Genomic DNA, 14,458 nt, shown 5'->3' on the forward strand with positions numbered 1-14,458 from the left:
GATTCTGTGATTCTTGGTGAACCTGATTTCTCATGACCGAAGAGGATTCAGTGTAAGCGAAGTAGAGTGTCCTCTCTTCCTTCTTGTGTCTTTTCGTGAGGTCGACAGAGCTTTACTGAGGGTTGTGGGTTGTGACCCAGAGTTCTCCCATGGTGGATAGCTGGGTTTCGTAACTGTTGTTCTTTTCAACCCGTTTGATATAGCCTTGTTTCTCGAGCTGTTTGACGTTGTACTGTATCTTGCTCCGGAAGGAGTCGTCTGACTCATCTCCTCGGTCTTCTGCCAGTTTTTTAGCTAACTTGGATGTGGATTCGACCTTTCCATAATCATGAAGGAAGTGGAGGATTCTTTTTTCAAAGTCGCGTAGCTCGGAGAGAGGTGTTGCAGGGAACTCGACATGAAGTTCTCCGGTTTCTTCGTTCAGGACCTTTGCTCCTTTAGTGATTCCACGTTCCTCTACATCGGAGAGTATTGTTTCGATGCGGTCGATTCTTTCTTGAACACCGTCTGTGTCTTCCGGGAGGGAGTTGAGGAAGTTGAGTTCGGATTCGAGTTCCTTTCTCATCTCGGTAGAGAGGTACTCCTGGGGTGAGACGTAGTAGGTGTGTATCTGGTTACGTAGATCTGGGTTTTCAACGATGATGCTGTTGGCTGCGGTGGCAAATGCGAACGCCACGGTACGTGGCATTGAGGAGATGTTTACCCAGACGTTTTTTTCATCGCCTACTTGTTCGTTGATCCGTCTGTAGGCTTCTTGGTAGACCTTTTTGTAGTCATAGATCTCTTCGAGGCGGTCGACTTCAGCGTCTATGCCGAGAGCGGTTTGGAACATGTACTCGAGCTTCTCGGTCATGCTGCTGGCTAGATCTTGTGCGCCATCTTCATCATCCTTGGAAGAGTTGATGAGGATTACTTTGTCGGCTTCAAGATTTCCTTGTGTGATTGGTAGGAATAGTCGTTCATAGTCGAATCCTACTGGTATTATGTGGATGTCTTGGCTCATTTTCTGGACGACCCCTTTATAGTGGACATAACCTCGGTGTTTGTAAAAGGTTGTGTCTCTCCCTCCCGGCTTGTGCAAAATATTTTGCTCAAGATAGGGTAGCGTTCGACAGTAGATTTATAACAATGGGGAATCATGTAATCAATAACCTACCACGATTTCGGGTGGACTCCAAAGAATGATCCCCAACGAAAAACACCAGGGATTCCGAGCAGCACAGCCGTCAGAAGCACCAAGAGGGAGTGTTCTCCTTGTAGAACCGCAGCGCGCCCACGAGAAATTCCTTCAGGGCAACCCCTACTCCAATACCGTCCTACTACGGGTGAACCACATCCAAACCCTGCTGAAACGTGGCGAGACAGCAGACACCTACTTCGGAGAGGATTCAACAGTCATCACAACCACTACTATAAACGATAAACAGCTTGCCGAGCTTGACTGGCAAGAAGAACGTGACCTAGTCAAAACGTTCCAGCCCGACTACCACATACCCTGCGACTACCCGGTATACAAGGCATGGTCCCCGGAGAAACGCAGGGAACACGTTTTGTCCTGTCTCGAGGGCACCATCTGGATGGCCTCAGAGCTGCGAGACGTAAAAACACAGACCATACCTTTAGTCAAAGGAGAGACATACGAGGAACGAAGTTGTTGCTACAAAGTCTTCCAGGAAGTACTCGACACGAACTACTGCATCTTCTACGGAACCCAGTACTTCACATCCGGGAAAGGCTTCAAACCCCTTCTATCGGATATACGTCAGATCGTCTCTGAAGCATCGGATCTGAAAATCATGTTAATCGGCCTTCAAGCGCCCGACTACCTCGAAGAGCTACCGCCTCAAGTGGTGGCTGCAGCAGGCCAAAGCAAATGGATCCGTGAAACACAGCTCCGGGAAATCTCCTGGAAAGCATCCCAAGAAAAGTACGGAGAGCTTCACCGCGAAATCGAAAACTCGCTCGAAGCAGGGCAAGTCCCGCTTGGAGCTTGGACCCAGTCCGAGGTGACCGCATAACCATGGGAGGAGGATACAATACAACTCAAGACACGTACTCGCACAGCTCACGAAAACCTCAAAGCACTGACGGAGCCGGTCAAACACTCCAACAGGCTCTATCCGACAAAGACGAGGTCGAAGAAAGTTATGAGGAGCACGTCGAGGAGACCGGTATCACCGATCGACAAGCAGAGAACATCTCTGACCGGCGGGACGTACTCGTCGATATCCTAGGCGAGGACATGGAGATCGAGGACAGCCAGCTTATCGGCTCCTATACTCGAGACACGATGGTTGGCCCGTTGAAACAGGATTCGGACGCTGACGTCATGGTGGTCCTCGATGCCGACAGTCACCGGCAATGGATCCAACAAGAGAACGGGCCACGGAACTGTCTCAACGCGATAAAACGGCGTATCCAGAACGATCCACGGTTCTCGGAAACAGAGGTCAAGGTCGACCAGAACGTGGTGCAGGTGAAATACCACGACTCGACGATCGAGATCGCACCCGCATTCAGGTACAACGAAGTACCTCACGCAGACCACCCAAAAAGCGGGTTCACCCTGTTTAACGACGCAAGCGACGGCTACGCCATCCCAGATACACATGGCCGCCAGTCGTGGCAAGGCACGAACCCGCGACGGTACAAACAGATGTTCGATGCCAGAGACCAGTCACACGACGGGAAGGTCTCCGGGCTCACACGGGCGATGAAAAAATGGTCGGAGAACAACGATGTTCCTGTCCGCTCCTACCACATGGAGACGATGGTCTACAACTACTTCGAGGAGAAAGCCCGGACAGGCGAACCGGTCCCCGACTCGTACGAAGAACTGACTCGAGACTTCGTTAGAACCCTCCCCAACCGGGTGCAGAGCACCACTCGAGAACCCGTCTACGACGAAGCAGTAGACAGCGGAATGGACCGCGAGGACAGAAGGAAAGCTGCCGAAAAGGCTCAAGAAGCAGATAAGAAACTGGAGGAAGCCAAAAGGCTGAAGCAACAAGGCAGGGCGGAGGAAGCCAAACAAAAGCTGAAAGAGATCCACGGAGAGGGCTTCAACTAATCTAATATTTTTTCAAGTGATTTCGATGACAGAAGACGACTTTGACTACGAAGCACATGAACGTCTACGGGAAAGGGTAGCGAACGAAGCTGACAGCGTTCTCTGGACTTTCAAAGCCTATTACGTCGGAGCGGACTGGTACTCAAAATGGGACCGCCGTTTCGACTGGACGGTTTTCGTGATAGCAGGCCTGTTGACAGTAACCCTTATCTGGAACTCTGCACCAACCATTCTCCCGATTTCCTTGGCGATCGCCACAGCGGTCATCTCCGGGTACCAGAGGATGGCAAACCCCGGCGACACTGGTGAGAACTACTACCGTGCCGCTCACGCCTATCAACGTCTTTTCGACGATTTCCGCGACTTCATCATGCTAGAGCTGGCACAGAAAGAGACCGGCTTAGAAGAGATGGAGGAGAGATACCAGGAGCTGGCAGCAAGACGCAGAAATCTCAACGAGGACATGCCAGAGGTAACCAGCAAATGGTACGCCGAACTAGACGACTCGATCTACGACCAGGTAGGCACCCATGAGGAAGCCAAGAAGCGGTTGACAGGAGACGCCAAGTTAATTGACAAAGCCTCTGATCGCGATCTCACCGACTCTGTCACTGACCGTATAGCCGGAGAGGCAAAACTCAAAGACGAAGGCGGAAAACCAGAGGAGGTTACTCAATGAACTACGTCCTCGGGATGTTGAAGTACATAGTGAAGGGGCCTTTCACCAGCACTCCTTCGCCTTCTACGTCTATGGTGCCGGAATACTGGCAGTACTAAACGCGTTCCCACCACGTCTTCGACAACAACTTTGTGATGATGGCCATCGACTACTTTACCACCAAGCATCTTCCTCCGTCCTCAATAGATCAGATAGTCGTTCAAACAGTTCTAGGCTCATCAGTAGCCGGAGTGAAATAGTTCTTCGTTACACATCGGTATGCCCCAACATTACCTCCCTATCTAAAACATAGATACTTCTGGTTACGACACATATTCCTGTGACTGGAACTACACCACTCAGGATGGAGAGGTAAGCGCAAAAGGAGAGGTAGTAGAGTTACACAGCCGCCGCAGCATCCAGAATCAGCTGCCGGAAGAGTACAGCTACTCAGCAACAGATGTACGTCAGAACTTTATCGAAAAGTACTCAGGATTAAACAGCAGCTATGATGCTGGAAACTTTATATATCAGATGCAGGAGTGGAACTAAAGAACTCTTGAAAAGGAAAAAGAAATAGAGGGAAGACAGATTTTTCTTATTTCCTTTATCCTCCCTAAAGCGCTCCTTCGATTATTGTTTCTGTGTTTTGGAATTCTGGGTTTTCTTTGATTTGTCTGTTGGTTTCTGGGTTGTTTGTTGCTAGGAGGACTGGTTCTTCCGGAGTTCCGAGGATTGAGATGTTTTTGCCTGTTTGTCTGTGGTGTTCTGTTGCTATGTCGTATGCTGGCATGATTTCTTCTCTGTCTGTATTGTCTTGTATCAGTTGGATTGCTCGTGTTCCGAATTCGTTTGTGCCCATTACGTCGTCGTCTACTGTTTCTTCGTAGTTGGACTGGGTTCTGAGGAAGCTGTTCATGCTATCCATTTTTTGTTGGTGGCTGATTCCTGCTACGTTTTCTTGGTGGAATTCTCCGGGTATTGATGCGTATCCGCTGTTTGTGCCGGTTAGTACGGTTTCTATGTTGTCTACGTGTGTTACTGTTGCTTTTGTGGTTTCACTGTGGTACCAGTCTCCGTCGATGTAGAACATTTTGGTTCCGTGGTATCCTTGTTCTTCTCCTGCTTTTCCTGGGTTGTTGAATCCGTTTGCGTATATTTCGTCGTAGTCTGTGAAGTGGCGGAGTGCTATTTCTTCTGTTGCTGCTTGTTTGTATGCGTGGCTGGAGTGGTTTCCGATTAGGTCTCTTGAGTCGATTCCGACGTATCCAATTAGTCTTCTTTTTCTTTCTTTTTCTGATAATTCTTCGTTTTCGATCGCTTCTTCGAGTCTTTGTTCGTTTGTGTTTTCTATTGTTTCACTTCTTGCTCGGTTTTCTTGGTGTTCTACTCTTTTTTTCTCGAATTCTTCCGTATCCAGATTATGTGTGTCGAATTGGTATGGTGAGCTGTAGGAGGTGATTCTTTCTCCATCGACTTTTCCTTCAATTAGGTATCCGTCCGGTGTCTTTTTCTCGGCGGTATCTGTACTGGTTGCTACTGTTTTTCCGTCTTTTTCTGCTTTTGCTGTTACTGTGTTTTCTCCTTCTAGTAGTTCGTAGCAGGGTATTTGGTAGCCGTTGTCTAGTTCTGGTCCTAGTTCGACTGTGTTCTGTTCTCCGTTTTCTCCTTCTAGCATTAATTGGATGTGTTCTGCTTCAACTTCTTCCTCTCCGTTCTCTAGAAGATTGTATTCAAACTCTACGTAGTCCTGGCTCCGGATATCGTCGAAAGTACTCAACTCGGACGTAGGGAGATCTGTGAGATCGACTTCATCATTGATGGAGAACTCGAGTTCGTACTCAGGTCCAGAATCACTGTTTTCGTAGTCGTCGGGTCCGTCGTTTTCCGTATTTCCAGAGCTGTCTGTTCTGTTACAGCCTGCGAAGATGCCTAGTGCTGCTGTACCTGCTGCGGCAAATCTGCGGCGAGAGTATAGATCTTCCTCGTTCATACCGGTTATTTTGATTATTTGAAAACCAACTTTCAAATAATTACCGGAAGGTAAACACAAATCGGTTTCGAATGAAACTACTTCACTCTCCCATCTAGTTCCTTTTAAACCTCAAACTGTAATAGGTACTTACAAAAACCAAACGAAAGGAGGAGAGACGGAAAGAAAGACAAGGAAAGGCTACGAACTGTTTAGACGGTGCCCGCGCTCCGCGTACTACCAACGGTTCACTGTCCTTTCTACCGAAACTCGGTGTTCGAGCACATACGAAACACAACGTTCCCTGCTCTCCTTCTAAACCAAGATGTGAAAAACAAGGTATGGCCACACGAGACAGAGCAGACGTCCAAAGAACCCTGAAAAACCTGGAGAACTCGCTTGACCCGGAGAACTACAGATCGATAAAAAGGTTTGTCGACAACTGCGCCGCGGAAGACATCAGCGAACTAAGACAGCAGAGACATGCACAATCCCTGAAAAGCCTGTTAACCAATTTCTCACCTCCAAAGTTCCAACTAAAGGATGCGACCGAGGAAGAACTGAAAACAGTGATTGCCAACCTGAACAGAAGCGAATACGCCGATGCCACGAAAAGGACGATGCAGGGAACCGTCAAAAAGTTCTACAAAGTCGAGAACGGGGGGAAAGAACACCCTGAGAAAGTTGATTTCATCGACCTGACACGGAAGAAGGATACACAGGTCACACGTGACGACCTCTTCACTGAAGACGAGCTGAAACAACTGTTCAAATCTTTCACCAGTACACGGGACCGCGCCTTTACACTGACTCTGTACGAAAGCGCGGCACGCCCCGGAGAGATGCTTGAAACCTCTATAGGAGACTTCACATCAAACGGGAAAGGCGACTTCATCTTCCTCGAAGGACTCAAAGGAACACCGGACAGGACCAACCAACTCGTCCGTTCAGGAAGGACACTGAGGGAATGGATCAGTCAACACCCGTTAGGCGGAGAAATCGGTGATATAGAGGATCCTTCAGCACCTCTTTGGGTGAAGACAGAACAACAACGATGTTCTAAATGCGGTGAAACACCTCAGACACACCCCGATTCATGTGAGTACAGCCCTGAAAAAGCTGATCCTCTGCGTTACGATGCGTTCCGTCGAAGGTTCAAAGCCGCATGCAGAAAGGCAGAGATACCCGACAACAAGACACGGCCATACAATTTGAGGCATACACGACTAACGGAAGTAGCGACGTTCATGGGTTACGAGCAGTTGAACAAGTTCGCCGGCTGGAAACCCGGTTCAGACCGTGCCAAAGTGTATGTCCATCTCAACAACGACGATGTGAACAAAGCCATTAGAGAAGAGTACGGCATAGAGGGTGGAGAGGACCAAAGTCAGCCAATCAACTGCAGCTTCTGCGGAACCGAGAACCAGTCAAAGGAGACAGAGTGCAGGACATGCGGACGACCACTCTCCCTCGAGAAGGAGACAGAGAAAGAGGAGAAAAAGGAAGTTCTGGAACGTCTGAACGAGTTGGAGGAGAAAGGCGTCCTCGAACAGTTGGATGCATTCACACAGTCAAACGAGATGGAGAATACCGGTTGAGGACGAAAATGATCGAATGTTTAACGGGGCAGCCGTGTTGATCGGTCTTCCAGGTACCTTCTACGCTGCTCCATCTTCGTCTCCTCACTTCTCTTGTCGTAATGTATCTCCAAGACCCTGGGGCTTACATTCATGCGGTTGCTGACGACCTCTGTCGGAACGTTCTTCGTAAGATGGTATGTGATGGATCCACGTCGGACCGCATGGGGTGCCACCGAGGATGGGCAAAGACTGGCCGACTTCCGGTTATCGTTCAACGCCTCACACTCAGAAAGGTTTCTTCCGTGTGGACAGGAACCTGTGTAGGTGCATGGCCGTGTCCAACGGTAGACCGTCATTCTCAACGTGTTTTTGTGGGCGCGTCCATGGACCGTTGTCAGCAAAGGTTCCCGTCCATCGTCGTCCTGTGTATCCGGCCGTTGACTCCAGATCCAGTCAGTGAGGACTTCACAGCTCTCCGGATCCAGTGCAACGAGGCGTTCACCTTCCTCCTTGTTCTTCAAAGGCGTTGACTCCCTGTGACGTATCTCGAGATACCGGTCGTCCGGGTGGTAGTCCTCGACGTCGAGCGCGTGGGCTGCACCGACACGCATACTGGTTGTCCACAGAAGACGGATCAGGACGTGGGCGAAAGACGCGTACTCGAACCGGTAGAGGTAGTCCAAAAGATTGTGTGCAGCGTCCTCTGTAAGTATATCCGCTTTCTGGTTGTCACCACGGTTAAGCTTCGGAGACAGTACCTTTTCGTGTAGGTTCGGTGTGACCGCGTCGATCGACTCACAGAACTTGATGAAGACACGGAGGGTGTCCATCTGAGTCTTTATTGTAACGTTGTTCAGATCTCCTTCTTTTCTCCGCCAGACCTTGTACTCATGTAACTGACGGCCTGTCAACGTGTTCAAGTCAGTAATTTCTCTCTGTTCGCACCACCGGAGGAAATGCTGGATACGGTAACGGTGTGCTTGAAGCGTGTTTGGAGTTACTTCAGCACGTCTTTCATCAAGGTACAGTTCGAACGCGTCTTCCGGACTGATCGGCTCAAGTTCAGTCATTAGAATCCACTCTGCAAAGAGCCACCACCTCTTCAGACACGATAGTTCTATCACCTCTCGTAGTTCGTACTACTCGTTGATCACCCACTCAGTCATCTGGATGTCTTAGCGGTGGACTCATACTGTTGGGACCTCCAAAAGATGATCCAATGAACGGTGTTCCTCAACCATCCACCGATCCGTACACCGTCGGTGACCGGGTACGGATCTACGTCGGTTCCGATGATCCAGACTCCCGGCACCACGATAAGATCTGTAAGGTTGTCGAGGTCCTCGAAGACGATCTTGGTATAGAAACCGGTCGAGACACAGACGGATACTCGTACATACTCCGAGATCTGGAAAACAAGAGGAAACTCCCTATTTCGTTTCGCCACCGCGACTTGGTGCCTGTGGAAGATGGACCGTAATTCACATGAAGCAACCGTAAACAGGGGTTCTGAACCATAGACAAAGCTGCACCTAGTGTTAACTACGTGATGCAGAATGGGTTTCTACGAGATCGGTGAGGCGGAACGTTTGCTTGAAAAAGTTGAGAACTGGTCGGAGAAAGAAATTCAAGAGCTACCCCGGTTCTACCGTAAAAAGGCGGAACAGTACCGAGAGCTACGGAAACACGGCGAGCCCTAACACCTGTAGCACTGGAACCCAGTTATTCTATAGGAAATGGTCTACGAAGAGTACGTCGAGCTGCTGAAACCTCATGCTACTGATGAGATACTCAGCCATGGCAGGGAAACGTACGGTGAAGAGAGTATCGAACAACTGCTGACCGAAATCCATAGAGAGGAACGTAGACGTGTTGAAAACTTGCTCGAGGAAATCGAGGAACAGATCCGGGAACGAACCATTCTACACGAAGACCTGGTCCACGAACTGGAGAGGGAAGTACAGCGGTATGAAGAAAAATTGGAGCAGTTGCTCAGACAGTTCGGCACCGGGAGCCGAGACAGGAAAGAACATAATAAAAGCCGTATACGGGATCTCAGTCAGGAAATTCGGGAGGAACGTCGGCGGCACTGGCGTGACCGACAGAGACTCGAACAGGAGCGTCGTGAGGTCCGCCGTGAGTTAGACGCACTCGATGACGACCTCTTACTCGGCCTCCTCTGAACGGTTGTTCCAGTCGCTCAGTTTGATCTCACGTGTCTTCCCTTTCGACCCTCCGTAGTGGTAGGCTGCCTCGATCAGGTCAAGCAGCTCCAAATGGGTCAGGAAGTCGCTTATGCGGCGTTCACTGAGTGGTGCGACAGCCGCTGTCTCACACCGTCTGCTGTACTCTCTGTAGACGGTTCCAGTCGTGAGAGGAAGCTCTTGCTCTTGGTCGAGACGGCTGATAGTGTTGTACAGACGGCGGTGATGGGTGGTAAACTGGTTGAGAAGCAGTTTTACGTACTCATGGTACCCTGTCACCTCTACCTCTTTCACAAGTTCAGCCGTAATCTGTTCTTCAACGGTTTCAGCGGCTTCCCGTAGCCATGTGAGTCCGATGGAGATGTTCTGTGTTGTCGCCGTAATATGTGTCAGTGCGTCTCTCTCCAAGGACTGTGGATGCAGGGCTTTCCGTGCGCGGTCGGCGAGTATCTGACGTGCCGCGTTAGGCGTGTACCTGTTCAGCGTCAATTGCTGTGGCTGGAACGAGCTGTACGTCCTGTCGTCCACGGCTTCCTCGACTGTCGGATGGTTGGCGGAGACCGTGACGATCGCAGTGTTCTCGAGGCGTGTGAGGAAGTAGAGGAGATCGTCCCCATCATCCAGGAGAAGGAAGTCGATTTCGTCGACCACGATCACTGTTGGCAGAGTTAGTTGTTCCTCAACCTTCCGCTGGATGTCAGCGATGTGGTGGCCGGTCCCAAGTGATTCACCGGTCAGAAGCTGGTAGAGCCGTTCCAAGGCCTTGTACTGTGTGTCCTGGTGGATACCGGAGATATAGCAGGTGGTGAACGTCGGCGGAAACGTTGTTAGAAACCGTTGGAGGAGATGCGTCTTTCCCGTGCCGCGCGGCCCGTACACATGGAAGTTAGGGAGACAGCTCTCGTCCTCCACGCTGAAAGCATCGTTGAGAGCGTCCTGTTCAGCTTCTCTCCCCACGAACTGAGCCGGGAGATGTGAGAGTTCCAGAGGTGTCCGCGTATCGATGAGGGTTGACATATCATAGGTTTTTGGGAGAACCTCTACACAGGTTTTGACACACCCGTATTCGTTTGGAATTGACTTCCTCAACGAATCCGGGTTCCATACAGTTGTTCGACATTGAACCTTTTCGAGGATGAATGCAGTCTTCTACATACGAAACAGCGTCCGCGGCCCCGCTTTTCAATGAGGACCGACATGTGTGAGAAGTGCAGAGGTGAGATGGAAAGAATGTTTGATACTACATCTAACAACGGTATTATCCGGTCTGAAAAACTCCTCAACGCGGAGTCCACTCCTCCGGACATCGTGGGACGAAGGCGTGAGATCCACGGTATACGGGACGCATTCCGGCCTCTTACAAAACAGAAAGCTCCGGAAAATCTTCTGGTGTACGGTCCGCCGGGAAGCGGGAAAACCGTCTGTGTCGACCACGTCTTCAACGCACTGGAGAACGAGACAAGAGTGAGAACGGTCCGGATCAACTGCTGGCAGTACAGGACACGGCCTTCACTCCTCACAGAACTCTTGATCCAGTTAGGATATCCTGCTCCACGGAAAGGAAAACCCGTTGACTCACTCCTCAAGATCATAAGTTCATGGCTCGACAAGAACCGGTGTATCGCGGTCACCCTCGACGAGTTCGACCGTTTCGAGGACAAGGCCGAGATCATATACGACCTCCACATGCTGAACCAACAGTCCGAAAACAAGGTTGGACAGGTACTGATCTCGAACCGGCCGCCCGGAAAGATCTTCCTCGACTCACGGAGCAGAAGCCGGTTGAACTGCCGGGCCATAGAGTTCAAACCCTACACCGTTGAGGAGTTACAGGATATACTGGATGACCGTGTTGAGAAAGCGTTCCAGCCGGGAGCAGTACAGCCCGAAGCCATACAGAAGGTCGCTGAAGAGGTAGCCGAGTCAGGCGGCGACTGCCGGAATGCATTAGAACGTCTTCTCCAAGCCGGACGCCAAGCCAGCCAGGAAGACGTCCAAGAAGTTACTCCACGGTTCCTGGAAAAGATCAACGGGTGATCATTGTCGAAAGGACAGAACATGACCCGGTTAGACATATCGAGGAGTACCTAGACTTCTGCGGCCTTGAGAAAGACCAGGTCGGACTCGTCATAGGACCCCGACTATACGAAGAATCTGAAGTAGAACTAGAGGTGAACGTCCGTGTCCTCGACGACGAAGAAAAAGACTACGAGATCGATGGAGTATACACGTACAGCGAACTCACACCCGAAGAGTTTCTAGAAGAGGTCTACTCGGTACACATCACAAGGTTCGAAGACAAATTCGAAGACGCAGAACTCCAGTACTACCAACCGTAAAGAGAGAGTTGGAGATCCAATCCTAGAAAGAAGACTATGTGCGGAGAAATTAACGATATCCTATATTTTATGTGATGGCGCTGTGACAGCATCATCAATCAATGCGTCGACTAATCGGGGTTGTGTTGACCACACTCGTTTTCATTTCAGTACTGGCGGCTGGCTTTGGAATAGGAGCGGTAACGGCACAATCCAGAGACACAGTATCCGGGATTTCGTACGGACCTGTTGCAGATAGTGATGTCGAGAATCTCGATGATATCGAATCTACGCTCGAGAGCTTCGGAGTTGATCCGCCAAGTGAGACGACAACAGTAGCTGATTCGGACGGCGACAACCATATCGTCTTCAGCTCTGAACCGATTCCCGCTGGTAAAGCGACCATTGAGGGGAGAGAATTTTCAACAGGCGAGGTATCCGGCAGTATTGTCGTTGCAGATGATTTCGAGGTCGAGACAGAGGGAGAGCCAGTCTCGTTCAATGAACTGAAGAATAATCCGCAGCAGTATGAGTATGAGGTCATCCGGTTCAACGCTGCGACAACAGTTGGTTCGGTCGCTGCTAAACCTTCGTCAACGGTTTCAAGCCAGCAGGCAGTGGCGAACTTCAATGAACCCGGTGATCTTCCAGGCAGTGTTTTCGATGAACAACCTGGAGAACTCGCTAGTTGGGGCGTGACGAACCTTTCGGACAACGAACTTGGTCAAAACAGTGAGTTCCAGGACCGTTTCCCTGACTCGGGTATGCAAGGCTTCTCGTTCGGCCAGCAGTTCTGGGGTGAAGGCGATGCATCTGTTGATGCGGCGGTGATGCCGCAGTATGGAGGGATGTCCGGTGAAGAGATGGAGGTGATCGGTTACGATCTGTTGATTGTTGATGTGAACTACGAGGGAGAACAGCTTGATTCGCCAGCCGATATTCGGGGAGGTGGTTACGAGGGCGAGGTTGTGACCATGGAATCCGGTATGGTTGGGGTGTCAACATCTGCGCAGGAATATCTCACGTCGGTCGCATCATGTGGTGATAAGTCGGTCACTGTCCCTATGTCGCCGCCTATCTGTGTACCTGTCACCCATGATCTCGTCGTCCATTCCGGTGTGTTAGTCGATGATACTAGTACTGGAGAGGTCCCTGTCACTTACGCAGGTGTCTCAAACGAAATCCAGAGTGTTCCTACAGAAACCGAGACAGGCAGATACGAAATAACCGGGAAAGTTGTCAGTACCGCCGAGATCGACGGTTCGCTTGAGGATGGTTATGCGCTTCTCGTGTACGATATGGAGCGTGTCGGCGATATGAATGCGGCAGGAGGATTTGAGAGCATTGCCGATCAAGTCGAGCAACGGATTAAAGCGCAGATCGAGCTTGAGGAATCAGAGTGGGAGAGTGTATCCTCGGACGAAGAAAGTTCGGGAGGCAACGACGGTTCAGGTAGCAGTAGTTCCAGTGAACACACTTTCACAAAACAGTACGATTTCAGAGTAGGCTCTATCGAGGATACAGAGATAGAAGTCGGTGAAAAATCCACGGTGACAGTAACGATTGAAAGCCATCACTCTAGAGAGACAGAGTTTCCTGTTCTACTCTACCGTGACGGTGAACCTACGACATCGCTGGAGATAGTCGAACTCCAGCCTGGTGAATCGAAATCAGTCGAGCTCCCGTACCGCGCGTTTCAGGCAGGAGAGTTCGAGGTTTCTGTGAATGGGACTGTAAGCGAAGGACATCACACGATCGGAACGATCACAGTTGAAGACCAGGATCACAGCTATGGACAAGAGGCTTCCAGCGGAGACCCGGATAGGGGAAGTGACGAAGAGACGGATGGAAGTGTTCTAAGCGCTATCAGTAGTCCGTTTAACTCACATCCGGCAGATGCGGTTGGAGGATTTCTCGCTTTCATCTCTGCAGGTATTCTCCTACTGGGGATAGGGTTGGAAGCGGCAAGACTGCTTAAACGCGGATTCAGTGATGAGAAGCCGAACCTCAGTGAGCAGATGACTAGCTTGATTGTTGGTTGTGCGTCAGCCGGGTTCCTGGTTAGTGGAGTGTTGCTGGATAATGATTGGAGGTTTTTACTGCTATTATTTGGTGGTGTAGGCGTTCTCACGTTTATTGGAGACTATCTTGTGAGAGAGGTTTCCCTTCCTACTCTCCAGCGGTTACTTGATCTTGAGGACCAGCAGTCGAGGACTGTTCTCATCGTTGGCTCGGTCATCCTCGTTCTTGGAAGCCTAGCACTCAGCTCGATTCTCTCCGGTATCGTCCTTCCCGATTCGCCACTTTCAGTTGTGATTCAATTCACAATGGGTGTTTTCTCCTTTTTTGCAGTGGTTTTTGGCTTAGTGACCGGAGTAGCTAGATTATATAAAAAACACTTCGCAGAAGAAACGCCGAATACTGGCAGTGACATCGGGCTTGCAATCACATTTACCGGTGCAGCCGGTCTGCTTACAGCAGGTGTGTTAGCACCTATGAGCGTTGGAGAGATACTGATTTTACCGGGTATGATCGTCCTCCTACTCTGCTGTCTGTATATGGCTGGAAAAGGAATCTACAAAATCGCATGAGCGTCACGTTTTATGAATTTAAGCCCTGAAGCTCACTCCCTGGGTCTTTATAATATCCTAGATAG

The 14,458-nt window shown here is 50.2% G+C and carries 13 protein-coding genes; 9 read left to right on the forward strand and 4 right to left on the reverse strand.

Features of this window, described 5'->3' with window-relative positions:
- Positions 1-112: 112 nt before the first annotated feature.
- Positions 113-1,003, reverse strand: a complete 891-nt coding sequence (locus AC6I6L_RS04245; RefSeq protein WP_497916460.1) for an HFX_2341 family transcriptional regulator domain-containing protein — start codon at positions 1,001-1,003, stop codon at positions 113-115.
- Positions 1,004-1,181: 178 nt separating this feature from the next.
- Between AC6I6L_RS04245 and AC6I6L_RS04250 the strand changes: the two genes are divergently transcribed.
- The 3 genes from AC6I6L_RS04250 to AC6I6L_RS04260 are packed head-to-tail and all read left to right on the forward strand — an operon-like array spanning position 1,182 to position 3,749.
- On the forward strand, positions 1,182-2,018 hold the full coding sequence (locus tag AC6I6L_RS04250) for a hypothetical protein (RefSeq protein ID WP_497916461.1): 837 nt from the start codon (positions 1,182-1,184) through the stop codon (positions 2,016-2,018).
- Positions 2,019-2,020: 2 nt separating this feature from the next.
- On the forward strand, positions 2,021-3,070 hold the full coding sequence (locus tag AC6I6L_RS04255; RefSeq protein WP_497916462.1) for a CBASS oligonucleotide cyclase: 1,050 nt from the start codon (positions 2,021-2,023) through the stop codon (positions 3,068-3,070).
- Positions 3,071-3,095: 25 nt separating this feature from the next.
- On the forward strand, positions 3,096-3,749 hold the full coding sequence (locus tag AC6I6L_RS04260; RefSeq protein WP_497916463.1) for an SLATT domain-containing protein: 654 nt from the start codon (positions 3,096-3,098) through the stop codon (positions 3,747-3,749).
- A gap of 595 nt (positions 3,750-4,344) precedes the next feature.
- Here the strand turns inward: AC6I6L_RS04260 and AC6I6L_RS04265 are convergent.
- Positions 4,345-5,721: a hypothetical protein gene (locus tag AC6I6L_RS04265; protein ID WP_497916464.1), complete on the reverse strand. Its 1,377-nt coding sequence runs from the start codon at positions 5,719-5,721 to the stop codon at positions 4,345-4,347.
- 320 nt (positions 5,722-6,041) lie between these two features.
- Here AC6I6L_RS04265 and AC6I6L_RS04270 point away from each other — a divergent pair, with 320 nt between their 5' ends.
- Positions 6,042-7,298 (forward strand): tyrosine-type recombinase/integrase, encoded by a 1,257-nt coding sequence (locus AC6I6L_RS04270; RefSeq protein ID WP_497916465.1) that lies wholly within the window; start codon positions 6,042-6,044, stop codon positions 7,296-7,298.
- A 20-nt stretch (positions 7,299-7,318) separates the two neighbouring features.
- Here AC6I6L_RS04270 and AC6I6L_RS04275 read toward each other — a convergent pair whose 3' ends face one another.
- Complete coding sequence (locus AC6I6L_RS04275; protein WP_497916466.1) at positions 7,319-8,350, reverse strand: tyrosine-type recombinase/integrase; 1,032 nt, start codon at positions 8,348-8,350, stop codon at positions 7,319-7,321.
- Positions 8,351-8,499: 149 nt separating this feature from the next.
- On the opposite strand from AC6I6L_RS04275, the gene AC6I6L_RS04280 reads away from it, so the two are divergent.
- Positions 8,500-8,760, forward strand: coding sequence for a DUF8139 family protein (locus AC6I6L_RS04280; protein ID WP_497916467.1), 261 nt, complete (start codon positions 8,500-8,502; stop codon positions 8,758-8,760).
- Between the two features lie 256 nt (positions 8,761-9,016).
- Entirely contained in the window at positions 9,017-9,463 is a 447-nt protein-coding gene (locus tag AC6I6L_RS04285; RefSeq protein ID WP_497916468.1) for a DUF8104 domain-containing protein, read from the forward strand.
- Here the strand turns inward: AC6I6L_RS04285 and AC6I6L_RS04290 are convergent.
- A complete protein-coding gene (locus AC6I6L_RS04290) occupies positions 9,446-10,501 on the reverse strand; it encodes a Cdc6/Cdc18 family protein (protein ID WP_497916469.1) in 1,056 nt (351 codons plus the stop codon). The genes AC6I6L_RS04285 and AC6I6L_RS04290 overlap by 18 nt on opposite strands.
- Positions 10,502-10,669: 168 nt before the next feature.
- Here AC6I6L_RS04290 and AC6I6L_RS04295 point away from each other — a divergent pair, with 168 nt between their 5' ends.
- From AC6I6L_RS04295 to AC6I6L_RS04305, 3 genes are all read left to right on the forward strand, one after another.
- Positions 10,670-11,521 carry a Cdc6/Cdc18 family protein gene (locus AC6I6L_RS04295; protein WP_497916470.1) on the forward strand — a complete coding sequence of 284 codons (852 nt, stop codon included), beginning with the start codon at positions 10,670-10,672 and terminating at the stop codon, positions 11,519-11,521.
- Complete coding sequence (locus AC6I6L_RS04300) at positions 11,518-11,823, forward strand: hypothetical protein (protein WP_497916471.1); 306 nt, start codon at positions 11,518-11,520, stop codon at positions 11,821-11,823. Before AC6I6L_RS04295 ends, AC6I6L_RS04300 begins: the two co-directional genes overlap by 4 nt.
- A gap of 125 nt (positions 11,824-11,948) precedes the next feature.
- Positions 11,949-14,393 carry a hypothetical protein gene (locus tag AC6I6L_RS04305; protein WP_497916472.1) on the forward strand — a complete coding sequence of 815 codons (2,445 nt, stop codon included), beginning with the start codon at positions 11,949-11,951 and terminating at the stop codon, positions 14,391-14,393.
- The last annotated feature ends 65 nt before the right edge of the window (positions 14,394-14,458 follow it).

Source organism: Halosolutus sp. DAT137, from assembly GCF_059736405.1.